Origin of the sequence: Bacillus sp. SLBN-46 (genome assembly GCF_031453555.1) — a bacterium.
GTDB lineage: Bacteria > Bacillota > Bacilli > Bacillales > Cytobacillaceae > Neobacillus.
This window is the reverse complement of the sequence record NZ_JAVIZM010000001.1, coordinates 1,316,760-1,338,794: the sequence shown is the minus strand read 5'-3', so window position 1 is coordinate 1,338,794 and position 22,035 is coordinate 1,316,760. Positions and strand designations below refer to the sequence as shown.

Sequence of the window (22,035 nt, the reverse complement as noted above, 5' to 3'; positions counted from 1 at the left end):
GACCTCCTTTAGTTTGGGCGCTTTTAAAATGCTTCAAATTCAAATTTCATAAAAAAAGGAGGGGGAATCCTCCCCGCTCCCCTTTGGAATACCATTTAACATTATAATTTGTTTATGACTGGAATGCCAATCATATCCAAGTTAAAAATTATAGTCCTTTTGCAGCGATGTAATCACAAAGGTCAACAACGCGGTTAGAGTAACCAACTTCGTTATCGTACCAAGATAATACTTTTACCATGTTTCCTTCAAGAACCATTGTTGATAAAGCATCGATTGTAGAAGAAGCAGTGCTTCCGTTGTAGTCGCTAGAAACTAGTGGAAGTTCGCTGTATTCTAAGATTCCTTTTAAAGGACCTTCTGCAGCTGCTTTCAGTGCATTGTTAATTTCTTCAGCTGTTACGTCTCTTTCTAATTCTGCTACTAAGTCAACAACAGAAACGTTTGGAGTTGGAACACGCATAGCCATACCGTTTAGTTTACCTTTTAATTCAGGAAGAACTAGAGAAACTGCTTTTGCAGCACCAGTTGAAGTTGGGATCATGTTCTCAGCTGCTGCACGTGCACGACGGTAGTCCTTGTGTGGTAAGTCAAGGATTTGTTGGTCATTTGTATATGAGTGAACAGTTGTCATCATACCGCGCTTGATTCCGAAAGTATCGTTTAATACTTTAGCAAATGGAGCTAAGCAGTTTGTAGTACAAGATGCGTTTGATAATACGTGGTGGTTATCTGCATCGTACTTGTCTTCGTTAACACCCATAACGATTGTGATATCTTCGTTAGATGCTGGAGCAGAAATGATAACTTTTTTTGCGCCTGCTTCAAGGTGCTTCGCGGCATCTTCACGCTTTGTGAAACGGCCAGTAGATTCAACTACTACATCAACACCAAGGTCTCCCCAACCAAGTTGTGCAGGGTCGCGCTCAGCGATAACTTTTACTTTGTGTCCGCCAACTACTAAGTATTCACCGTCAACAGTTACATCTTCTTGAAGAGTTCCGTGAACTGTATCATATTTTAAAAGATGCGCAAGCATGTTTGCATCAGTTAAGTCATTGATTGCAACGATTTCTACATTGCTATTTTTTAATGCCGCACGGAATACGTTACGACCAATACGTCCAAATCCATTAATACCAACTTTTACTGCCATGTTAATTTCCTCCTTTTATATGGGAAAAGATATATTTTTTAAAAGGAATTACCCTTTCAACAACCGTTTAGCCACACCTTCATCGGTAATAAGTATCGTCGAGGCCGGTGCTTGTTTAAAATACGCCTTAATGGCTTTCGCCTTTGAGGCCCCGCCTGCAACTGCAATCACATGTGGGATTGCTGCAAGGTCTTCCAGCTGAAGTCCAATCGTAAATACCTTGTGGACAATCTCGCCTTCTTCGTTAAAATAATAACCAAATGCTTCCCCGACTGCCTTCCCATCTTCAAGCTTTTTCTTAATATCAGGGTTGGTTTTCCGTCGTTCAGCCATTGTGATAGCATCCCCAATACCATGAAGAACCATGCTTGCTGATTTAATCAAATGCAATACATCATGAATATCAGGTTCTTTAATGAGGGATTCATAAATTTCTGAACTGACCTGATCGGGTACATAGAAAACACGATGCTTAGAATCAGTATTTTTCGCCATATTCGAGCAAATGGTGTTCGCCTGGTTATGGACATCTTCACCAACTCCGCCTCGAGCAGGGACAAATAGCAATTCCTTCTTAGAAAAATCAGGTGTTAATCTTTCTGCAACAGCAGCCATAGTTGAACCGCCAGTAACAGCGATGATATTTTTCCCGCTTAGAAGCTTTTTCATGCAAATCGCACTTGCTTTGCCAAGCTCTCCTTTGACCATCGGTGACTCATCACTATCGCCAGGGACGATAATGACCTTCTTGATGCCAAGCCGGTGCTTTAATTCCAATTCCATTACATCAATACCCTTTAACTCACGCATCAAACCTTCTAAGTCTTCCAGTAAATTTTTCCCTTCAGAGGTTAAACTCATTCCCACATTGTTTGTAAAAATAAGATTTTGCTCTTTCAGGAATTCAACTTCACCACGAAGGACTCTTTCGGTTAATTCTAAGCTGACGGCTAAACTTCTTCTACCTACTGGCTGCATAAAACCTATGTATCGTAGGATAGAATAACGTTTCTGCAGGACTTGAAGAAGGTCGGGTACTAATTTTTTTTGGATATCGATAAATGACTGCATGATGTTCATGCTCCTTTTATTCTATGTAGTTGGTCGTAAAATGTCCACCATAGACATATTGTGTCCCACCTACTCTAAAAAAAATCACCCCTACTACGTTTTTCATTGTAACAGGAGTGAAAACCTATTTCAACTTATAAAATCGCCTTTTTTTCATGTAAACGATTTCTTATGTCAAATTTGTTAACGAAGCCATATCCTGCCTCTTCTCCATCAATGAGAACCACCGGAATCATCAGTCCGTACCGTTCCGTTAATTCATCACTTGTTTCAATATCGATTTCTTCGAGGTGAAAATTCCATTCCTCTTTTAATTCAAGGAGAGTGTCCTTCGCTTTATCACATAAAGGACAGCTTTTTCTTGTATATAGGGTAATCGTAGTTTGTTGCATTAGTCGATTCCTTTCCATCTTGTCGTTCTAGCCTTATAAAAATACCAATGTTTAAAGGAGAAATCCACTATATTACTTAAACCTTTTTCTTTTTGAAGAAGATTGAATCCCTAATTGTTCGCGATACTTAGCAATGGTCCGTCTAGATACCACGATTCCCTTGTTCTCCTTTAAAAGTCCAACAATATCTTGGTCAGAAAGTGGCTTTTCTTTATTCTCTTGTTCTATTAAATTACTAATCTCATTCTTCACCTGTGTTGATGAAGTACTTTCATCATCTGCAACAGTTTGTATAGTACTTGTAAAAAAGGATTTTAAGGAAAATGTCCCTAACGGAGTTTGGATATATTTTTCCCTTACTGCTCGGCTAACGGTCGATTCATGAATATCAAGCTCGCTGGCAATTTCCTTCATTGTCATCGGCTCTAAATATTGCATCCCTCTAAGTAGGCATACGGTTTGTTTTTCAACGATTTTTGAAATGACTCTTGTTAGTGTCTCTCGCCGTTGTTCAATGGCCTTTAAAATCCACTGATAATCCTGAACCTTATCGTGGAGAAATTTGCTGACCTGCTGATCCTGATCTTTAAATTTTTTGAAATAAGATTCATTAAAGCTAATCCTCGGAAGAGAGTCATCAAACATACGCACCTCAAGGCCATCTGTCGTTCGTTCCACAATGGCATCTGGAATAATATATGATGATATTTCTTCTCTTAGAAAAGCCCCTGGTTTTGGATTAAGAAGCTGAACCTGATCGAATAGATCTTGAATCTCCTTTAGTGATACCTGGAGCTCCCTTGAAATTTGTTTCCATTTCTTTTCAGCGAAAGGGACAAAATGGTGTGTAAGGATTGTTTGTGCCAGTTCGTTAGTTGGATTTTGATAATATAGTTGCATCAACAGACACTCTTGCAGGTTTCTTGCACCAATTCCTGCCGGTTCCAATGTTTGAATGACGGCGAGACATTCTTCTACTAGTTCCTCTTCTACAAGTAAGCTTTCTGCAATTTCATTTAGGTGACCCGTAAAGTAACCGTTTTCATCCAAATGTAGAATGAGATGTCGTATCACTTTTAGTTGATCTGTTGAAAGGTTGGTTATTTTTAATTGAGAGAGTAAGTGTTCTTCAAGAGAAAATGGTTTTTCGGCAATTTGCTCAATCCAATTCTTTTCCTCTTTTTGATGTTTCCGTCGATTGCGATCAATCAGGGGATTCATTGGCTTGACCGTGCCGCTTTCGAGTTGCATCAAGGGATTTTCAAGGACCTTATCTTCTAAAAAGGCAGTTAGCTCCTGAGCCGAATACTGTAGCAAGGCAATTGCCTGAGATAATTCCTGTGTCATTGCCAACTTTAACGTTTGCTGCTGCCATAAACCAGCTTTCAAGTTCATTCCGATCCCCCCATGGTACCTATTTTACACGATAGAGGAGTTTTAGTGTATTGGTAATTGGTTCAATTAAAATTGAGAGAGTACTAATTAGAAAAAATAAAAAGTCCCCTGTTTTAATAAACAGGAGACTTTTTTAGACGCCCTCGGCAGGAATCGAACCCACATCTCAAGAACCGGAATCTTACGTGCTATCCGTTGCACCACGAGGGCAGATATATTAGCGACTTACATATTATATGTTATTACTATGCAATTTGCAAGTAGGGATTGGGTTTAAAAATATGTGAAGTGGGTATGATGAATTAGGGAAAGCTGTCGAACAAATTTAAGTCAAACCGTTTGACCTTTATTGACCATCCAGTGTATGATAACAATACATAATATTTTTACCTTTCTATTCAAAAGGAGGAAGAAACATGAATTTAATCCCTACAGTAATTGAACAAACAAACCGTGGTGAAAGAGCCTATGACATCTACTCTCGCCTACTAAAAGACCGGATTATTATGCTTGGAAGCGCGATCGATGATCATGTAGCTAACAGCATTGTTGCCCAATTATTATTCCTTGAAGCTGAAAATCCTGAAAAGGATATTACCCTTTATATCAACAGCCCAGGCGGAAGCATCACATCTGGAATGGCTATTTATGACACAATGCAATATATTAAAGCAGATGTTTCAACAGTATGTATCGGTATGGCTGCCTCTATGGGTGCATTCCTTCTTGCTGCAGGTGCAAAGGGCAAGCGTTATGCCCTTCCAAATGCTGAAGTTATGATTCACCAACCACTTGGCGGTGCTCAAGGTCAGGCAACTGAAATTGAAATCGCAGCCAAGCGTATCCTTTTCCTTCGTGAAAAATTAAATGGCATTTTAGCAGAGCGCACTGGTCAGCCTCTTGAAGTGATTCAAAAAGATACAGACCGCGATAACTTCATGACTGCTGAAAGAGCAAAAGAATACGGCCTAATCGACAGCATCATTACTCGTAAGCCTACTGATTCTGCAGAAAAGAAATAATAACTTAAGCAATCGGCAATCGCCGGTTGCTTTTTTATTTGTAATAAAAAAGGGTTCAGCTCCCAAGCGAGAGCCGAACCCTTTTACAATATTATTGTTCTTTTTGGATAAAATCAGTTAAAGAGTGGATTGCATTTTCTTCATCGTCGCCATCTGCAATAATATTAATCACGACGCCTGAGCCAACAGCAAGGCTCATTAATCCCATAATACTCTTGGCGTTAACCTTCTTACCATCTTTCTCTAAAAAAATATCTGCTGAAAAACGGTTTGCTTCTTGTACAAAAAGTGCTGCTGGTCGTGCTTGAAGACCAGTCTTCAATTTAACTTCTACTTCTTTTGCCAACATCGCGCATTTCCTCCTCATGTCCATTCTCTATATTCATAAAACAATTTCAACCAGTTACTAATCCCTTGAAGCAATTTCTCCCATCCGAAGCTTCTCGGCTATTTCATCGATCTTCCTTAGACGGTGATTAATGCCTGATTTACTGATGGTACCACCAGACACCATCTCACCCAATTCCTTCAGGGTGACATCCGTATATTGCATACGGAGCTCCGCAATTTCCCTTAGCTTATCGGGTAGAATTTGAAGACCAACCGTTTGATCAATGAAACGGATATTCTCCACCTGCCTGATCGAGGCACCAATTGTTTTATTCAGATTGGCTGTTTCACAGTTAACAAGTCGATTGACCGAATTCCGCATATCTCTTACGATTCTTACATCTTCAAAGCGCAGCAAGGCGTTATGAGCACCTATAATATTTAAAAACTCGGTAATTTTCTCCGCCTCTTTTAAATACGTAATATAGCCTTTTTTACGCTCAAGCGTTTTGCTGTTAAGACCAAATATATTCATCAATTCACATAAAGAGTCGTTGTGCTCTTTATAAAGTGAAAAAATTTCCAAATGATAAGAAGATGTTTCTGGGTTATTGACTGATCCACCTGCAAGAAATGCTCCGCGTAAATAAGAACGCTTACAACACTTCTTCTTTATTAGGTCCGGTGAAATATCATGTATAATGGTAAATCCTTCCCCGAGTATTTTGGTATCTTCGAGAATTTCCCTCGCCTGTTCTGACAGACGCACAATATACACATTGTTCTTTTTTAGCCTCATTTTCTTTCGAACAAGCAGTTCCACCTGTACTTGGTAGCTCTTTTTTAATAATGTATAAATCCTTCTAGCAATTGCAGCATTTTCGGTTTGAATATCAACAACTAACTTCCTATTTGAAAAGGAAAGGGAACCGTTCATGCGGATCAATGCTGATAGCTCAGATTGAATGCAGCATGTTTTCACTTCCAGGTTAGTTAATTCTTTTTTCGTCTCCGAAGCGAAAGACATCCCCTCACCCCCTAAAACCTCATAATGATCTTGTTTCTTACTTTTAAATCAAATCCTACAAGTATTTACGCTTCATAACGCTTTTTGGTTTCATCTAATAACAAATTATATAAAATTTTTGCTACCTTTTTCGGATCATGTCTTAATGCACCATTTTCTTGGTAAGCAATATCGGCATGCACCACTTCAAGACCCATCTCATAAAGCCTCGGCAAATCATATTCCACAGGGTTCGCCAATTCTTCATTATAACGAAGCTGAATATCCTTCGGCACTTCTTCATTGTTAACTAAAATGGTATTCATAAACGCACAGCTCATATGATCATATATTGCCTTTACATGATCGCTCGCCGTATAATCGTGTGTTTCCCCTGCTTGTGTCATTAGATTACATATATACACCTTTTTGGCATGGGAACGACATACTTCATCCCCTAAACGTGGGACCAACAAGTTAGGCAGAATACTGGTATACAGGCTTCCCGGACCAATAATAATTAAGTCCGCCTGACGAATAGCTTGAATCGTTTCAGGTAATGGGCGGATATTTTTTTTAGATGTTAAAAAGACTCTCTTAATTTTCTTGCCGGAATAAGGAATTTTCGATTCGCCCGAAACAATCGCCCCGTCCTCCATCTCCGCGTGCAAAACCACGCTTTGGTTGGCGGCAGGCAGCACCTTCCCACGAACATTTAGAATCTTACTCATCTCTTGAATGGCGTGAACAAAATTTCCGGTAATCGAAGTCATCGCAGCTAAGATTAAATTTCCTAATGAATGGCCGGAAAGTTCATTTGACGTTTTAAACCGATGTTGAAACATTTCCTCCACAAGAGGTTCTACATCAGATAATGATGCCAGCACATTGCGAATATCTCCTGGAGGAGGGATATGGAGGTCATCGCGCAAGCGTCCTGAGCTGCCTCCGTCATCCGCGACTGTCACTATGGCGGTAATGTCCACAGGATACTGTTTTAACCCTCGCAGCAAAACTGGTAATCCTGTTCCTCCGCCAATAACGACAATTCGAGGCTGTCCGTAATTACTCATGTTGTTTTATCCTTTCTCCTCTCAATGTCACGGTGGGAAACAATCGTCTTATAATCATTTTTGAAAAATTCACCAATATATTCAGCTAGCGCAACCGAACGATGCTGCCCGCCTGTACAGCCGATGGCAATCACCAGTTGTGCTTTACCCTCTCTTTTATAATGCGGAAGCATGAAGGTGAGTAAGTCAGTGACTTTTTCTAAGAATTTATGCGTTTCGTTCCATTTTAAAACATAGCTAGAAACCTCATCGTCCAGCCCTGTTTTTGGCCTCATATGCTCGATATAGTGTGGGTTCGGTAAGAAGCGCACATCAAAAACAAGATCAGCATCAATAGGAATCCCATGCTTAAATCCAAACGACATGACATTGACAGTAAAGATTAGTTGTCTATTAGCCGTAAATTCGGTTAATATTTTTTCGCGCAGTTCACGCGGTTTCATCTGAGAAGTGTTATAAATCAACTGTGCCCGGCCTTTTAATTCCTCTAAAAGCTCCCGTTCAAGCGTGATGCCTTCTAGAGGCAATCCTGTTTGAGCAAGCGGGTGCGACCGTCTTGTTTCCTTATATCTGCGTACTAGTGTAGAATCATCCGCATCTAAAAATAGAATCTGCGGCGTTACCCAAGAGGTTTCAGCTAACTCATCAAGTGCTTTAAAGAGATGATCGAAGAATTCTCTTCCTCTTAGATCCATTACAAGAGCAACTTTATTCATTTTATTCCCTGATTCCTTCATAAGTTCAAGAAATTTAGGAAGTAACGTAGGAGGCAGATTGTCGACACAGAAGAACCCTAAATCTTCAAAGCTTTGAATGGCTACAGTTTTTCCTGCCCCAGACATTCCTGTAATAATGACGATTTGAGTTTCACTTGCCAAACCAGTACTCATTTCCCATTCCCCCCAAAAAAATATTATTCTTATTTCTTAAAACGCCCTCTTGATTTCGCTCATGGCTTGTCAATAATGCGTTTACATTTAACTCGGGTCTAATCGGTAACCTATCAGCTCAAATTCCTTGGTATAAGTAAATGTACCGTAGATGATGCCTTTCCCATGAACCATGTAATCAATAATATGATAGTCACCCTCGGCCATCGGCAGAGTTTTTACCTGATCGATTGGTTGCCACGCGAGCTTCCCTTCAGGCGACTCCTCTAAATCCACCCCATCCGATTCCGTGGCACAAAAAGTGAACATCATCCATTCTGAAAGGAGCTGTTCTCCTTCTTTCATGATCATAGTGAATATACCTTTAAGCTGTGGATTTTTGAGATAGATTCCCGTTTCTTCACGGTACTCTCTTATGCAAGAATCACGAACCGATTCACCAGGTTCCATTTTTCCTCCTGGAGCCACCCACCAGCCGCGGCTCGGTTTTTGCAGCAACAAAATTTTATCCTCTTTTATTAATACACAATTGGTGACCCGCTGCATGTTTCCACCCTCTTTATTTAAGCACAAAGGCTTGTGCAAGTATGCAAATATCCTAATATAACATTTAATTTATTCTTTTCATTATACTATTTTTAAGATACAGCCACAATGAATACAAATTTGATATTTCTGTTAATTATTTCTGTTAACTAACTTGGGAAACTAGCTTTGCGGACACTATATGTTTTTCTGAACACAAAAAAATTGCACAAGCTGCTGGGCTTGTGCAGGAAGGTATATATTTTTAAAGGGGGTCAATTATTGTTATCATACCCTATCTATATTTCACCACTGTTACAGAAGAGTTAAAACAGGATTACGTTTTTGTGAAAGTTATGTTAACACCACTCACAATAGTGGGAACCAGCCTATTTTCTTACCTTCATCTCTTCTTTCAGTTCTTCTACAAAATGCTGTGCGCTCTGTGCTGCAATACTGCCGTCACCTGTAGCGGTAACAATTTGACGTAAGGTTTTTTCACGAATATCTCCCGCTGCAAACACACCAGGTACTTTTGTTTCCATGCGGTCGTTTGTTTCGATATAACCGTTTTGATTTGTAATACCAAGGCTCTCGAATGGTTTTGAAAGTGGAACCATTCCAACGTAGATAAACACACCATCTGCTGACAATTCTTGTTCTTCTCCAGTTTCAGTTGAAACAAGCGTCACGCTACCAACCTTGCCGTCTTTACCATTAATTGTTTTAACCGTGTGATTCCAGATAAAATCGACCTTCTCATTTGCAAACGCACGATCTTGAAGAATCTTTTGTGCACGAAGCTGATCACGTCGATGAACAATGGTCACTTTAGAAGCGAAACGAGTTAAATAGACGCCTTCCTCAACGGCAGAGTCTCCTCCACCAATAACGAACAATTCTTTTCCTTTGAAAAAGGCACCATCACAAACAGCACAATAAGAAACGCCACGGCCGCCAAGTTCTTTTTCACCAGGTACTCCAAGCTTTTTATATTCGGCACCTGTTGAAATGATAACGGAGTGCGCTTTGTATTGTTTTGCGCCTGCAGTTACAAGTTTGTAATCGCCGTGGTCAACGATTTCCTTAATATCGCCGTAGGCATATTCTGCACCAAATTTTTTCGCGTGCTCGAACATTTTTGTGGATAAATCGGGCCCTAGAATACTCTCAAAACCTGGATAGTTTTCCACATCCTCTGTGTTCGCCATTTGTCCGCCCGGCATACCACGCTCAATCATAAGTGTGGAAAGGTTGGCACGTGATGTATAAACAGCAGCGGTCATCCCAGCAGGACCAGCCCCCGCAATAATAACGTCATAAATTTTTTCCTCAGACATTTAGTGGTTCACTCCTTATAAAAAAAAACGATTAAGTATATATTTCCCTACTTAATCGTAATAAACAATCGGTTTATAGTCCATTTATCTGCTTAATTTAGAAAATCATTCACCATTTTGACATATTTACCAATTGTTGCAGATGAAAGGCCGTAACGGTTGGCTACTTCTTGCTGCGAAACCTTTTCGCTACGCAACTTGTACCATACATATTCCACTGCCCCAGCCCATGCACGTTTATTTTTCAAGCTGACGTTGGCTTTAGAAAGTTCAACGAAAACAGAAAACCACATCAAATATAAGCCTGACTCCATCGTACCTATCGGTTGATGATTTTCATAAAAAATCTCTGCAATTTCCTGTGCATCTGCTGTCGTCGATTGTTTTCCTGAACGGATTAAGGAAATGTATTCCTTCTCTAACGTGGTAAGCTTTTGATTTTGAAAAAGCCGCTTAGACGTCATGATTTCTTCTTTTTTACTTGATACCGTTGTAAGAAACAGAGCAAATAATCGCTCTTCCACATAGTCGCTTTCAAGCTTTTGAAAAATAGAGCCCGACAGGTCTTCAAAACCATTCGCAACTTCTTTTTCACCCCATGGCTCAGAACCTTCCTTGTCAGGGTTCAATTCAAGCACCTTTTTCCAAATGCTTTTTGCAAAGTTTTGATTGCCAGTATTATACGCTGAATAGGAAAGCCAATAATAAAACGGACCGTCCCCATCATAGCCATGCTTATATAGCTTCTTTAACCACATATAGGCCATTTCATATTCACCCACTAAGGCGAAGGTAGTACCCAGTTTGAATTGATGTTCGCTTAACATGGGCTGAATTTTTTTCAGGGATTCAAGCAGCTTGGCAGCATTTTTCAGTTTTCCTTGGTAATGAGCAAAAACCAAGCGGTTACAAAGGGCATGTAAATTCCCTGGATTCCGCTCGAGCACATCATTTAAAATGCTTTCTGCCTTTTCCGCCTTTCCTAAGTAAAAATAGGCAAGCGCTAAGTTGTTGTACGCTGACCAGTATTCTGGGTATTCCTTGACGACATCCTTTAACAGCTCAATCGCTTTTGGAAAGTATCCCGATTCTAACAGGTCACGAGCCTGTTCTTGTTTGACTATTAAATCATCCTGCTCATACCAATCGTCCTCTAGACCATCTGATTCCAAGGTGAGGAGCTCTAATAAATCTTCGGTGTCATCAGAAAAATCACCCTCTGGCTCTAGTTGTAGGTAGAGCTGCGCGTGATGATACGCATCTTTAAAAAATCCCAGGTGGGCATAATTATTTGCTAAAAAGTAGTGGCACTCTGCCATTTCCGGATCAAGTTCTTCAAGGATGATATGCAAGAGTCGGTTGGAATTTTCAAACTCGCCAAGTTCTGTTGACACAATCGCCAACTGGCATGTAATCATCGGTTCACCCGGCTCAAGCTGAATCGCTCGCCCAAGATATTTTTTTGCTTTTATAAAATCACGTCGATGGTATGCCTTCAAACCCTTCGTGAAATAATATTCCCCCGTAGGAACAAATGAAAGTATTTTTCCCGTTTGCATTCTTGCTTTCGCTTTTTTTTCCATGAAGTCCTCCACATTCATCAATATAACTTAGGTAGTATAACACATTAACGGGTTGTTCGAGAAGGAGATTGTAGTTTAGTGACTGTTGGAAAAATCTTTTCTACACAAATTGGTTATTTACCTACAAATCCCCTTCCATGCAAAAAGAAAACCAGCCCCATTAGGACCGGTCCTTGTGTCTTTCTTCTAAGGTTCTTAGTACTTCTTTAAATGGAAGTCCTTGTTCCACCAATAAAACCTGCAAGTGATAGAGTAAATCTGCCGCCTCCCAGCGCAGTTCTTCTTGATCACGGTTTTTGGCAGCGATAATCACCTCGGAAGCTTCTTCCCCGACTTTTTTCAAAATCTTATCGACGCCTTTTTCAAAAAGGTATGTGGTATAAGCACCTTCCGGACGCTCCTGCTCCCGTTGACGGATTACCTGCTCGAGCCTCTGTAGGATGCCATAATCAGCCAATCCCGTCTTCCTGTCCCCTACCTCGTCCGTAAAACAGCTAACAGCCCCCGTATGACAAGCAGGCCCCTTCGGATTGACCAACACGAGGAGTGCATCCTGATCACAGTCATATTTGATGCTGACAACCGATTGCGTATTCCCACTTGTTGCCCCTTTATGCCATAACTCTTGGCGTGAACGGCTGAAGAACCAGGTTTCACCCGTCTCAATGGTCTTTCCAAGTGATTCCTTGTTCATATAAGCTAACGTTAATACTTCCATCGTTTCTGCATCCTGGATGATGGCAGGGACAAGCCCCTTTTCATCAAACCGAATTTCTTCTATATTCATCGGACGACAACTCCTTTTTCCCGCAAATAGCTCTTCACTTCATGGACGGACGTTTCTTTATAGTGAAAAATTGAAGCCGCTAAGGCTGCATCAGCTTTCCCAGTAACATAAGCTTCTTCAAAGTGTTCGGCATTTCCTGCTCCGCCTGAGGCAATAACGGGAATGGTAACCGCCTCACTAACCGCTTTTGTTAATGATAAGTCAAATCCACGCTTTTCCCCGTCACTATCCATGCTTGTTAATAAAATCTCACCTGCACCAAGCTCGGCCGCTTCTACAGCCCATTCGATCACTTTTTTCTCCGTAGGTGTTCGTCCACCATGTGTATACACACGCCACGTTCCGATTTCAGGGTCAAATTTTGCATCGATAGCGACGACGATACATTGCGAGCCGAAGTATCCTGCGCCTTCCCCAATCAGTTCAGGATTCATAACGGCGGCGGTATTCAACGATACCTTATCCGCTCCAGCTCGAAGAATTCTCTTCATGTCCTCTAAAGCGTTGATACCACCGCCAACGGTAAACGGGATTGCCAGCTCCGAGGCGACTGCCTTTACAACTTCGACCATCGTTTTTCTACCCTCTACGGAAGCAGAAATGTCGAGAAAGACAAGCTCATCTGCACCTTGTTCATCGTAAAATCGCGCTAATTCCACTGGGTCACCCGCATCGCGAAGCTGCACGAATTGGACTCCTTTCACTACTCGTCCATCCTTCACGTCAAGGCATGGAATAATTCGTTTTGTTAATGTCATGATTTACACCATCCTTTTCCGTGCCACGTCATGTTTCTTTTCAAATTAGGCTTTGGTCGATGCCAAGGCTTCCTTCAAGGTAAAACGATTTTCATAGAAGGCCTTTCCAACAATCGCCCCGCTAATGCCTTTTTCAGAAGCTAACGCCTTCAAATCCTCGAGACTGCTTACTCCACCAGAAGCAATGACATTTTTTCCAGTTACCTCAGCCATCTGGCAAACCGCCTCAATATTTGGTCCAGAGAGCGTACCGTCGGTTGCAATATCCGTAAAAATAAAGGTTTCTGCACCTGCATCAGCAAAATGTTTGCCAAGATCAAGTGCACGAAGCTCCGAAGTATCCAGCCAGCCGTGTGTGGCCACGTAGCCGTTTTTGGCATCAATGCCAATCGCAATTTTCCCACCGTACTTCTTAATCATTTCCATCGCAAAATCTGGTTTAGAAACGGCAATACTCCCTATGATCACCCGATCCACCCCGTTTTCGAGATAATGCAGGATGTCTTCCTCCGAACGAATCCCACCGCCAATTTGAACCTTAACATTCAACTTCTGTGCGGTTTCAATGACAAATCGGTCATTCACCCTCTTGCCGTCCTTTGCGCCATCAAGGTCGACCATGTGAATCCACTCAGCCCCATCAGCTGCAAAGCTTCTTGCCATATCAAACGGGGAATCCCCGTAGATTGTTTCCTTATCATAATCCCCTTGAAGAAGACGAACGCAATTGCCGCCCCGCATATCAATGGCAGGATAAATTGTGATACTCATCGAATAGCCTTCCTTTCCTCCACCATTTGTAAAAAATTATTTAGAAGGGCCATCCCAAGTTTGCTGCTTTTTTCAGGATGGAATTGCATTCCCATGATATTGTCCTTACCAACCACTGCCGAAACCTGTTCGTGATAATCCGCTTTTGCGATTAACACGTCGGAATTTTGGGCGTCAACGAAATAGGAATGAACAAAATATACATAATCCTCTTCCAGATTTTTTATTAGTGGTGAATCGTTTACGAATTCAAGCTTGTTCCAGCCCATGTGTGGAACTTTGTAAGACTCGCCTTCTGGTGTTTTGCCAGGAAAACGCCGAACACTCCCCGGCAGTAATCCTAATCCTTTTGTGAGCCCATTTTCTTCGCTGTTTTCAAAAAGCAGCTGCATGCCGAGACAGATGCCAAGAAGGGGTTTCCCTGTTGCCGCATATTCCTTAATCGTGTTTACTTGCAGGCGTTCCATGGCATCTCGGAAGGAACCAACGCCGGGAATAATCAACCCATCTGCGTTAAGTAATTCACTATGATCAGCCGAAATAAAATACTCGGCCCCTAGCCGTTCCAACGCCTTACTCACACTAAACAAATTCCCCATTCCATAATCAACAATCCCAATCATCGTGCCCCTCCTTTCTAGGTGCATTTTTCACACCGTCCTCCTGCGGTGGACAGTGTCCACGAGTGGTGCCTGACACCCTTGTGGATAACTTTTTTTATAGCATCCCTTTTGTGGAGGGGATGCCTTTGATGCGCGGGTCGATGGTGGTTGCTTCGTCGAGTGCCCTGCCCAATGCTTTAAATACGGCTTCAATCATGTGGTGCGTGTTTTTTCCATAATGAACAATGACGTGGAGGTTCATTCTCGCCTCTAGGGCTAGTTTCCAGAGAAATTCATGGACAAGTTCTGTATCAAAGGTTCCAACCTTTTGTCCTGGGAACTCCGCCTGCATTTCGAGGTGCGGGCGATTGCTGAGGTCGACTACTACTTGAGCCAATGCTTCGTCCATTGGAACGAAAGCATTTCCGTAACGTTTGATACCGCGCTTGTCTCCAAGGGCTTCTCGTAACGCTTGCCCTAAACAAATGCCGATATCTTCTGTTGTGTGGTGATCATCCACCTCTGTATCGCCGTTCGCATTTACGGTTAAGTTAAATTGTCCGTGTTTCGTGAACAAATCAAGCATATGACTAAGGAATGGTACACCTGTCTCTAGATTAGACTGTCCTTCCCCATCTACAGCTAAGGATAGTTGGATTTTTGTCTCGTTCGTGTTCCGTTCAATACTTGCCGCTCTTTCCATGAAGATAACCTCCTGTAATGTTTGCTTCATATTTTAAGATTTGTATGTACTTTTTTAGGGTTACACTGTTATGAAGGACAGTTTAGCCTATTAAGCGATTGATTTTGTCCTTCATATACCTGATGAAGGACATTTTCACCGGTCTATCAGCCCGTTTTGTCCTTCATACACTTGATGAAAGACATTTTCACCGGTCTATCAGGCCGTTTTGTCCTTCATACTCTCGATGAAGGACATTTTCACCGGTCTATCAGCCCGTTTTGTCCTTCATACTCTCGATGAAAGACATTTTCACCGGTCTATCAGCCCGTTTTGTCCTTCATACTCTCGATGAAAGACATTTTCACCGGTCTATCAGGCCGTTTTGTCCTTCATCCTATTTATCATTTATCAATCTAATTTCCACGGCCCGGGCGTGCGCTTCAAGCCCTTCCATCCGGGCAAACTCGGCAATCTTAGCCGCGTTATCGGTTAGCGCTTTTTTGCTATAGACAATCACACTTGATTTCTTTTGAAAATCATCCACATTCAGTGGGCTTGAGAAACGAGCAGTACCGTTGGTTGGCAGCACATGGTTGGGTCCGGCGAAATAATCACCGACCGGCTCTGAGCTATAACGACCGATAAAAATCGCCCCTGCGTGACGAATTTTACCAAGAAGCTCCATCGCGTTCTCGGTCATAACCTCAAGATGCTCAGGCGCTAACTGATTAACCGTCTCAACAGCTTCATCCAAATCAGTAGTCACATAAATCGCACCATAATCCGCAATTGAATGGGCAGCAATTTCTTTTCGCGGCAGCACTCCAAGCTGTTTCTCCACTTCCTCCGCTACTTCTTCCGCTAAACTCATAGATGGTGTAACCAATACACTGCAGGCACGTGGATCGTGTTCTGCCTGAGACAAAAGATCCGCCGCAATCTCATCTGCTCGTGCCGTTTCATCTGCTAAAATAGCAATTTCACTTGGGCCGGCAATCATATCAATATCGACATCGCCAAAAACCTCGCGTTTAGCCAATGCCACAAAAATATTTCCAGGGCCCGTGATTTTATCAACAGAAGTAATCGACTCTGTTCCATAGGCAAGAGCAGCAATCGCCTGAGCTCCGCCTACTTTATAGATTTCTTCAACGCCGGCTTCCTTCGCAGCAACCAGTACAGCTGGTGGCAAATTCCCCTCTGAATCTGGCGGTGAAACCATCACAATCCGCTTGACCCCTGCTACCTTCGCTGGAATCACGTTCATCAGCACCGAAGATGGATAGGCGGCAGTTCCGCCTGGAACATATACCCCCACCGAATCAAGGGCGGTTATTTTTTGACCAAGAATCGTCCCATTCTCCTCTGTCGTCATCCATGATGGCCGAAGCTGTTTCTCATGGAAGGAACGAATGTTTTCCGCTGCCTCCCGAACAATGGAAACAAAACCTTCATCAACCTTCTGATACGCAGTCTCGATTTCCCCCTCGGTCACGGAAAAAGAAGAAAGGTTCACTCGATCGAATTTCTCCGTATATTCTCTTAGCGCCTCATCACCTCGGGTCCGTATCTCTTGAATAATCCCCTTAACGATAGCCACCTGCTCAGTGGTCCCTGATTCAATCGAACGCTTAATCGAAATCTGTTCCGACACTTTTAATATTTTCATATTACAAAACCCCCTGTGGCACCACTTCTGCTAGCCTGCTCACCAACTCATCAATCCGCTTGTCGTAGATGCGGTAGCTGACAGGGTTCACGACTAGCCTGGAAGTCACGTCACCAATTCGTTCATATTCAACCAGCCCGTTTTCCTTTAAGGTCCTTCCCGTAGATACAATATCTACAATCCGGTCGGATAATCCTATAATAGGTGCTAGTTCAATGGATCCGTTTAACTTAATAATTTCGACCTGTTCCCCCTGCTCGCGGAAATAGGCTTCCGCAACATTCGGATATTTGGTCGCCACTCTCGGTGCAACATCATTCATTTTAGTGTTTGGCAGGCCGGCCACTGCCAAGTAGCAGTAGCTGATTTTAAGGTCAAGGAGTTCATACACATCGCGCTCCTCCTCCAATAAAACATCCTTTCCGGCAATTCCCACATCGGCCACACCGTGCTCCACATAAGTAGCCACATCCATTGGCTTTGCTAAAATGAAGCGTAAGCCTTCCTCTTCCACATCAATAATCAGTTTTCGCGAATCATCAAACTCGGGCGGCAGCTGGTAATTTGCTTTGCGAAGCAGTTCCACTGCCTCCTCAAATATCCGTCCCTTTGGCATCGCAATTGTTAGTATGTTACTCATCGCCGCGCCCTCCGATTAAATAGGTTGTCTCGGCAAACCTTTTTGTAAAAGCATCCAGATTATTCACACCGGAAATATCCTGCAGGACTGCTTTTTTCCCCTGCTCGTGCATCTCACGGGCTAGTTGAAAGGCTTCCTTTCGCCGTTCCTGGCTGAAAAATATACAGTGAGTGGTATTTTCCAACGGACCCCCTCCGAGTGCTTCTAGAAGCATATCTACACGAACAGCAAATCCAGTTGCACTTGCCTTTTTCCCAAACTTCTCTATTAAACTATAGCGTCCACCATTGCCAATCGGAAAACCGACATTCCCGGCATACGCCTCGAATAAAATACCCGAATAATAGCTCATATGGCTGACAATGGTAAAATCAAACTTCACATTATCTTCGACGCCATAATCTTTAATGACATCCCAAAGCTCTTTCAACTCTACAATTGCTTCTTTGCCTTTGTCATTTTCAATAATATCGAGCGCTTGGCCGATGACCTCTTCACCGCCTCGTAATTGTAAAAGCTTTAAGAGACGCTTCTTATCAATCGACGAAAGCTGTAAAGAGTTTACATGCTCACGGTAACCTACATAATTTTTTTCAAATAAGAATTTACGTAAAGCATTCGCCCGGCCATTGGTTCCAAGAATTTGAACAAACAGTTCTTGTGCAAACCCAACATGCCCAACTGACACTTGAAATTGTGGCAGTCCTGCTTTTTTCAAGGAAGAGATCAGTAAAGCAATGACTTCACCGTCACATGAGACGGTGTCCTCGTTTAGACATTCCACCCCTATTTGTTCAAATTCCGCTGGTCGGCCACCCTCTCGCTGCTGGGCGCGAAATACATTAGCTGAATAGGCAAGCCTAACTGGTAGGTCTTCTTCTAACAGCTTGGATGCCGCGACCCGTGCGATTGGTGCGGTCATATCTGGGCGAAGGACCAAGGTATGTCCCTCTTTATCCAGTAATTTGAACAACTGCTGGTCAGCGATTGCTGATGCTGCTCCAACGGTTTCATAGTATTCAAGCGTAGGCGTTTCAATAAATTGATAGCCCCAAAGTTTCATCGTATCGGACATGTATGTACGGACACTATCTTTTTTTTCATATAGCTCTGGAAGTGTATCCCGCATCCCCAATGGCTTTTCAAACATAAACAAGCGACTCATCCGGTTCACCCTTTATTGTAAAATTGCAATTGCTTTAGTCTGCTAATGTGATAATGAATTAAAGTTATTAGTAGTTTACCTCTAGTGATACTGTTCGTCAATGAAAAAGTGATCTTCTTTTCTGAAATCAGCTCAGTTTGTGATTATTTTACCCCATAAAAAAAAGCCCAGTCGTTAAACTAGGCTTCCTTCCATGTTTATTTTTGACCACCATAAATCGGATCGTCTGCCCAGCGCTCGGCCAATTCTTCCTTTGTATAAATGACCCGCATTGGGTTACCACCAACGAACGCACCAGCTGGAACATCTTTATGCACTAGCGTTGCCGCTGATACGATGGCTCCATCACCAATCGTAATCCCGGGCATAATCGTAGAGTTCGCTCCAATCATGACCTCACTACCAATCGTTACGGGGCCCAGACGGTATTCCTTAATTAAATACTCATGGGCCAGGATAGTCGTATTATAACCAATCACAGTATTGCGCCCGACGCTGATTTTTTCCGGAAACATGACATCGAGCATCACCATGAGTGCAAAACTGGTTTGCTCACCCACCTTAACCCCTAGGAAGGTACGATACAGCCAATTTTTCATTCCCAGTAATGGTGTATAACGCGCCAACTGAATGACAATAAAATTTCTGACAACCTTCCAAAATGGCACGGTCTTGTAGACATGCCATAAGGAGTTCGCACCTTCAACAGGGTAGCGGGTCGTATTCCTCATGTTTCTCACTCTCCGAGAATCGTTAATAAATCCTTCATGTTCTCTAGCATATAATCTGGTTCATACTTCTCCACGTATTCTCTACCTTTAATGGACCATGACACACCTGCAGTTGCCGTTCCCGCATTTTTCCCAGCCAAAATATCGTGGAAATTATCCCCTACCATGATTGATTCTTCAGGCGTCGAGCCCAACTGTTCAAGAGCCTTGAAAATTGGTTCTGGGTCAGGCTTCACTTTTTCTACATGATCATAGGCCACAATCACTTCAAAGTAGTCTTCTAGCTCCATCAACCGCAGCCCTTTTAGTGTCACATCATGACGTTTAGTAGTAACAATCCCCATCTTATACCCACGATCCTTCAACGTTTGAACCGTTTCCTTTACACCAACGAATTCCTTTACAAGTTCATCATGATTGGCAATATTAAAGGCACGGTATTCTGAGACCATTTCTTCCACCCGGTCAGGGTCCATATTGCCAAACACCTCATGCAGTGTAGGTCCGAGGAACGGCAGAACATCTTCTCTCTGGTACTTGCTTGGATAATATTTTTCAAGGGTATGCAAATAAGTGGTGATAATTAATTCATTCGTATCAATTAGTGTCCCATCTAAATCAAAAAGAACGGTTGTAATTTTGTTAGTCATAGGTAGCTTCCTTTCTTTTCACTAATCCCGAGCGTGTCCATATAGTTCCAACAATTAATGTTAACACAATGGCCACACCCAGCCTTATTAAGAATAATGGCCATACTGGAATGCCGAGCGGAACAAAGATTAATGTATCCTCCACAACGGCATGGCAGGCCATGAGAAAAATAAAGGCCAGTGTAATATCCTTCTTGCTGACTCCATCCTCTTTTACCGCCTGGATCATCACGCCTGCCCCATAGGCTAAACCGAATAATAGACCGGCCGCCATCGTGGTCGACGTATTTTCCTTCATACCCAGCGTTCTCGTGACTGGAGCCATTGTTTTCGAAAAGCGATTTAGCCACTGTAAATCTTTTAAAATCTGAATGACTACCATAAGCGGAATGACAATCATCGCTAATTGTAAAATACCTAGTCCTGCTTTTTGAACGGCCTCCAATATGATCCCTGTTACTCCATCCGCGGGTACGGTACTCGACTCAATTAAACCATACTGAGCCTTTTCTTTGCCCCCATGCCAGACAAGATTAATGACCGCTGCAGAAAGAAGAGCGAGTCCTGGTCTCGTTACAAGAACCACCCACAGCTTTACCCCTGCTTTCATGGCCACACCAGATTCGATGAATAAATTATGTGAAAAAGATAGCATCACGGCTAAAATAAACACTTCTTTCACTGAAAAATCTAGCGTGAGTATGGCGCCAATTGCCGCATATAGGTTGAGAAAGTTCCCTAGAACAAGCGGAATGGCTGCATCCCCAGACAAACCGATGAGCTTCATGATTGGGGAAATCAATTTTATGATCCATGGCAGTACAGGTGTATACTGCAGCACTGCCACAATCAAGGTAACGGGGAAAATAATTTTCCCTAAGGTCCATGTTGTCTTTAAGCCAACCAGCAGCCCCTTTTTTAATGAGCTTAATAGCATTTCCCCTATACTCCTTTTTCGATCAAGTCTCTATATTCTAATTAGCTTGATCTAAATAATGCGCCTCTGAAAGTTTCTTCGTTCGGCGATAAATTAAAATAGCCAATGCTCCAACCACAAGAGCAATCGAAATCGTTTGCGCCATTCGGAGACTTCCAAGCATCAAGCTGTCTGTTCGCATTCCCTCCACGAAAAAGCGCCCAATGGAATACCAAATGACATAGGAAAGGAAGAGCTCTCCACGGCGGAAATTCACGCGACGAAGTAAAATTAATAAGATAAAGCCGACAAAATCCCAAATGGATTCGTATAAGAAGGTTGGGTGATAGTACGTTCCGTCGATATACATCTGATTAATAATAAAGTCCGGTAAATGCAGATTTTCAAGGAAGGTCCTTGTTACTTCACGGCCATGTGCTTCCTGATTCATAAAGTTACCCCAACGGCCAATTGCCTGTCCAAGAATTATACTTGGTGCGGCGATATCTGCAATCTTCCAGAAGGAGATTCCACGCTTTTTTGAAAACACATACGTAGTGATAACCGCTCCTATCAATGCACCGTGAATAGCAATTCCACCATTCCAAATCTGCGGTGCTTCAATCGGATGTTTAATATAATACTTCCATTCAAAAATAACATAATAAATGCGGGCTGATATAATCGCAATCGGAATCGCCCAAAGCATCAAATCTGCAAATGTATCCTTCGGCAATCCTCGGCGATCCCCTTCTCTAATTGCAAGGAATAACGCCAGTGCCAGACCGGATCCGATAATAATTCCATACCAATGCACATCGATTGGTCCTAGTGAAAAGGCAATCGGATTTAGCGGTTGAATCGTTTCGTTCATCTCT

At 42.4% G+C, this 22,035-nt stretch carries 24 protein-coding genes and 1 tRNA gene; 1 reads left to right on the top strand and 24 read right to left on the bottom strand.

Annotated elements, in window-relative coordinates:
• Window positions 1-148: 148 nt before the first annotated feature.
• The 5 genes from gap to QFZ87_RS06705 form a co-directional block, all read right to left on the bottom strand.
• Window positions 149-1,156 (bottom strand): type I glyceraldehyde-3-phosphate dehydrogenase, encoded by a 1,008-nt coding sequence (gene gap, locus QFZ87_RS06725; protein WP_309859398.1) that lies wholly within the window; start codon window positions 1,154-1,156, stop codon window positions 149-151.
• A gap of 48 nt (window positions 1,157-1,204) precedes the next feature.
• Window positions 1,205-2,227 carry a sugar-binding transcriptional regulator gene (locus QFZ87_RS06720; RefSeq protein WP_309859395.1) on the bottom strand — a complete coding sequence of 341 codons (1,023 nt, stop codon included), beginning with the start codon at window positions 2,225-2,227 and terminating at the stop codon, window positions 1,205-1,207.
• Between the two features lie 134 nt (window positions 2,228-2,361).
• Window positions 2,362-2,619, bottom strand: a complete 258-nt coding sequence (locus QFZ87_RS06715; RefSeq protein WP_309859394.1) for a glutaredoxin family protein — start codon at window positions 2,617-2,619, stop codon at window positions 2,362-2,364.
• 72 nt (window positions 2,620-2,691) lie between these two features.
• Window positions 2,692-4,014, bottom strand: coding sequence for an RNA polymerase factor sigma-54 (rpoN, locus tag QFZ87_RS06710; RefSeq protein ID WP_309859391.1), 1,323 nt, complete (start codon window positions 4,012-4,014; stop codon window positions 2,692-2,694).
• Between the two features lie 138 nt (window positions 4,015-4,152).
• Window positions 4,153-4,224 (bottom strand) — tRNA-Arg (locus QFZ87_RS06705).
• Window positions 4,225-4,430: 206 nt separating this feature from the next.
• Here QFZ87_RS06705 and clpP point away from each other — a divergent pair.
• On the top strand, window positions 4,431-5,036 hold the full coding sequence (gene clpP, locus QFZ87_RS06700; protein ID WP_309859388.1) for an ATP-dependent Clp endopeptidase proteolytic subunit ClpP: 606 nt from the start codon (window positions 4,431-4,433) through the stop codon (window positions 5,034-5,036).
• Between the two features lie 91 nt (window positions 5,037-5,127).
• On the opposite strand, the gene QFZ87_RS06695 is transcribed toward clpP, so the two are convergent.
• The 19 genes from QFZ87_RS06695 to lgt all read right to left on the bottom strand — a co-directional run bounded on the left by QFZ87_RS06695 (window position 5,128) and on the right by lgt (window position 22,031).
• The gene (locus QFZ87_RS06695; protein WP_308082548.1) at window positions 5,128-5,385 is read right to left on the bottom strand and encodes an HPr family phosphocarrier protein; all 258 of its coding nucleotides are present in this window, start codon (window positions 5,383-5,385) and stop codon (window positions 5,128-5,130) included.
• 57 nt (window positions 5,386-5,442) lie between these two features.
• Entirely contained in the window at window positions 5,443-6,393 is a 951-nt protein-coding gene (whiA, locus tag QFZ87_RS06690; protein WP_309859383.1) for a DNA-binding protein WhiA, read from the bottom strand.
• A 65-nt stretch (window positions 6,394-6,458) separates the two neighbouring features.
• A complete protein-coding gene (locus tag QFZ87_RS06685) occupies window positions 6,459-7,445 on the bottom strand; it encodes a gluconeogenesis factor YvcK family protein (RefSeq protein WP_309859380.1) in 987 nt (328 codons plus the stop codon).
• Window positions 7,442-8,335, bottom strand: coding sequence for an RNase adapter RapZ (rapZ, locus tag QFZ87_RS06680; protein WP_309859377.1), 894 nt, complete (start codon window positions 8,333-8,335; stop codon window positions 7,442-7,444). The genes QFZ87_RS06685 and rapZ overlap by 4 nt, the downstream gene beginning before the upstream one ends.
• Before the next feature lie 87 nt (window positions 8,336-8,422).
• Window positions 8,423-8,881 carry an NUDIX hydrolase gene (locus QFZ87_RS06675; protein WP_309859374.1) on the bottom strand — a complete coding sequence of 153 codons (459 nt, stop codon included), beginning with the start codon at window positions 8,879-8,881 and terminating at the stop codon, window positions 8,423-8,425.
• Between the two features lie 368 nt (window positions 8,882-9,249).
• Window positions 9,250-10,200, bottom strand: a complete 951-nt coding sequence (gene trxB, locus QFZ87_RS06670; RefSeq protein ID WP_309859373.1) for a thioredoxin-disulfide reductase — start codon at window positions 10,198-10,200, stop codon at window positions 9,250-9,252.
• 92 nt (window positions 10,201-10,292) lie between these two features.
• Window positions 10,293-11,783, bottom strand: a complete 1,491-nt coding sequence (locus QFZ87_RS06665) for a tetratricopeptide repeat protein (RefSeq protein WP_309859371.1) — start codon at window positions 11,781-11,783, stop codon at window positions 10,293-10,295.
• Window positions 11,784-11,943: 160 nt separating this feature from the next.
• Entirely contained in the window at window positions 11,944-12,570 is a 627-nt protein-coding gene (gene hisIE, locus QFZ87_RS06660; protein ID WP_309859367.1) for a bifunctional phosphoribosyl-AMP cyclohydrolase/phosphoribosyl-ATP diphosphatase HisIE, read from the bottom strand.
• Window positions 12,567-13,328, bottom strand: a complete 762-nt coding sequence (gene hisF / locus QFZ87_RS06655; protein WP_309859365.1) for an imidazole glycerol phosphate synthase subunit HisF — start codon at window positions 13,326-13,328, stop codon at window positions 12,567-12,569. Before hisF ends, hisIE begins: the two co-directional genes overlap by 4 nt.
• Before the next feature lie 45 nt (window positions 13,329-13,373).
• Entirely contained in the window at window positions 13,374-14,099 is a 726-nt protein-coding gene (gene hisA / locus QFZ87_RS06650) for a 1-(5-phosphoribosyl)-5-[(5-phosphoribosylamino)methylideneamino]imidazole-4-carboxamide isomerase (RefSeq protein ID WP_309859362.1), read from the bottom strand.
• The gene (gene hisH, locus QFZ87_RS06645; RefSeq protein ID WP_309859359.1) at window positions 14,096-14,722 is read right to left on the bottom strand and encodes an imidazole glycerol phosphate synthase subunit HisH; all 627 of its coding nucleotides are present in this window, start codon (window positions 14,720-14,722) and stop codon (window positions 14,096-14,098) included. The genes hisA and hisH overlap by 4 nt, the downstream gene beginning before the upstream one ends.
• 94 nt (window positions 14,723-14,816) lie before the next feature.
• Window positions 14,817-15,404, bottom strand: a complete 588-nt coding sequence (hisB, locus tag QFZ87_RS06640; RefSeq protein ID WP_309859357.1) for an imidazoleglycerol-phosphate dehydratase HisB — start codon at window positions 15,402-15,404, stop codon at window positions 14,817-14,819.
• Between the two features lie 376 nt (window positions 15,405-15,780).
• The gene (hisD, locus tag QFZ87_RS06635) at window positions 15,781-17,055 is read right to left on the bottom strand and encodes a histidinol dehydrogenase (RefSeq protein WP_309859355.1); all 1,275 of its coding nucleotides are present in this window, start codon (window positions 17,053-17,055) and stop codon (window positions 15,781-15,783) included.
• Window position 17,056: 1 nt separating this feature from the next.
• Entirely contained in the window at window positions 17,057-17,695 is a 639-nt protein-coding gene (hisG, locus tag QFZ87_RS06630) for an ATP phosphoribosyltransferase (protein WP_309859354.1), read from the bottom strand.
• Window positions 17,688-18,860 carry an ATP phosphoribosyltransferase regulatory subunit gene (locus QFZ87_RS06625; protein WP_309859352.1) on the bottom strand — a complete coding sequence of 391 codons (1,173 nt, stop codon included), beginning with the start codon at window positions 18,858-18,860 and terminating at the stop codon, window positions 17,688-17,690. The genes hisG and QFZ87_RS06625 overlap by 8 nt, the downstream gene beginning before the upstream one ends.
• 197 nt (window positions 18,861-19,057) lie before the next feature.
• Entirely contained in the window at window positions 19,058-19,591 is a 534-nt protein-coding gene (locus QFZ87_RS06620) for an acyltransferase (RefSeq protein WP_309859350.1), read from the bottom strand.
• 5 nt (window positions 19,592-19,596) lie between these two features.
• The gene (ppaX, locus tag QFZ87_RS06615; protein WP_309859348.1) at window positions 19,597-20,241 is read right to left on the bottom strand and encodes a pyrophosphatase PpaX; all 645 of its coding nucleotides are present in this window, start codon (window positions 20,239-20,241) and stop codon (window positions 19,597-19,599) included.
• The gene (locus tag QFZ87_RS06610; RefSeq protein ID WP_309859347.1) at window positions 20,234-21,178 is read right to left on the bottom strand and encodes a nucleoside recognition domain-containing protein; all 945 of its coding nucleotides are present in this window, start codon (window positions 21,176-21,178) and stop codon (window positions 20,234-20,236) included. Before QFZ87_RS06610 ends, ppaX begins: the two co-directional genes overlap by 8 nt.
• Before the next feature lie 37 nt (window positions 21,179-21,215).
• Complete coding sequence (gene lgt, locus QFZ87_RS06605) at window positions 21,216-22,031, bottom strand: prolipoprotein diacylglyceryl transferase (protein ID WP_309859345.1); 816 nt, start codon at window positions 22,029-22,031, stop codon at window positions 21,216-21,218.
• Between the last annotated feature and the right edge of the window lie 4 nt (window positions 22,032-22,035).

Bases quoted from the DNA above. Each gene is read 5' to 3' on its own strand.
- gap (WP_309859398.1), bottom strand. From the start codon at position 1,156: ATGGCAGTAAAAGTTGGTATTAATGGATTTGGACGTATTGGTCGTAAC.
- QFZ87_RS06720 (WP_309859395.1), bottom strand. From the start codon at position 2,227: ATGCAGTCATTTATCGATATCCAAAAAAAATTAGTACCCGACCTTCTT.
- QFZ87_RS06715 (WP_309859394.1), bottom strand. From the start codon at position 2,619: ATGCAACAAACTACGATTACCCTATATACAAGAAAAAGCTGTCCTTTA.
- rpoN (WP_309859391.1), bottom strand. From the start codon at position 4,014: ATGAACTTGAAAGCTGGTTTATGGCAGCAGCAAACGTTAAAGTTGGCA.
- clpP (WP_309859388.1), top strand. From the start codon at position 4,431: ATGAATTTAATCCCTACAGTAATTGAACAAACAAACCGTGGTGAAAGA.
- QFZ87_RS06695 (WP_308082548.1), bottom strand. From the start codon at position 5,385: ATGTTGGCAAAAGAAGTAGAAGTTAAATTGAAGACTGGTCTTCAAGCA.
- whiA (WP_309859383.1), bottom strand. From the start codon at position 6,393: ATGTCTTTCGCTTCGGAGACGAAAAAAGAATTAACTAACCTGGAAGTG.
- QFZ87_RS06685 (WP_309859380.1), bottom strand. From the start codon at position 7,445: ATGAGTAATTACGGACAGCCTCGAATTGTCGTTATTGGCGGAGGAACA.
- rapZ (WP_309859377.1), bottom strand. From the start codon at position 8,335: ATGAGTACTGGTTTGGCAAGTGAAACTCAAATCGTCATTATTACAGGA.
- QFZ87_RS06675 (WP_309859374.1), bottom strand. From the start codon at position 8,881: ATGCAGCGGGTCACCAATTGTGTATTAATAAAAGAGGATAAAATTTTG.
- trxB (WP_309859373.1), bottom strand. From the start codon at position 10,200: ATGTCTGAGGAAAAAATTTATGACGTTATTATTGCGGGGGCTGGTCCT.
- QFZ87_RS06665 (WP_309859371.1), bottom strand. From the start codon at position 11,783: ATGGAAAAAAAAGCGAAAGCAAGAATGCAAACGGGAAAAATACTTTCA.
- hisIE (WP_309859367.1), bottom strand. From the start codon at position 12,570: ATGAATATAGAAGAAATTCGGTTTGATGAAAAGGGGCTTGTCCCTGCC.
- hisF (WP_309859365.1), bottom strand. From the start codon at position 13,328: ATGACATTAACAAAACGAATTATTCCATGCCTTGACGTGAAGGATGGA.
- hisA (WP_309859362.1), bottom strand. From the start codon at position 14,099: ATGAGTATCACAATTTATCCTGCCATTGATATGCGGGGCGGCAATTGC.
- hisH (WP_309859359.1), bottom strand. From the start codon at position 14,722: ATGATTGGGATTGTTGATTATGGAATGGGGAATTTGTTTAGTGTGAGT.
- hisB (WP_309859357.1), bottom strand. From the start codon at position 15,404: ATGGAAAGAGCGGCAAGTATTGAACGGAACACGAACGAGACAAAAATC.
- hisD (WP_309859355.1), bottom strand. From the start codon at position 17,055: ATGAAAATATTAAAAGTGTCGGAACAGATTTCGATTAAGCGTTCGATT.
- hisG (WP_309859354.1), bottom strand. From the start codon at position 17,695: ATGAGTAACATACTAACAATTGCGATGCCAAAGGGACGGATATTTGAG.
- QFZ87_RS06625 (WP_309859352.1), bottom strand. From the start codon at position 18,860: ATGAGTCGCTTGTTTATGTTTGAAAAGCCATTGGGGATGCGGGATACA.
- QFZ87_RS06620 (WP_309859350.1), bottom strand. From the start codon at position 19,591: ATGAGGAATACGACCCGCTACCCTGTTGAAGGTGCGAACTCCTTATGG.
- ppaX (WP_309859348.1), bottom strand. From the start codon at position 20,241: ATGACTAACAAAATTACAACCGTTCTTTTTGATTTAGATGGGACACTA.
- QFZ87_RS06610 (WP_309859347.1), bottom strand. From the start codon at position 21,178: ATGCTATTAAGCTCATTAAAAAAGGGGCTGCTGGTTGGCTTAAAGACA.
- lgt (WP_309859345.1), bottom strand. From the start codon at position 22,031: ATGAACGAAACGATTCAACCGCTAAATCCGATTGCCTTTTCACTAGGA.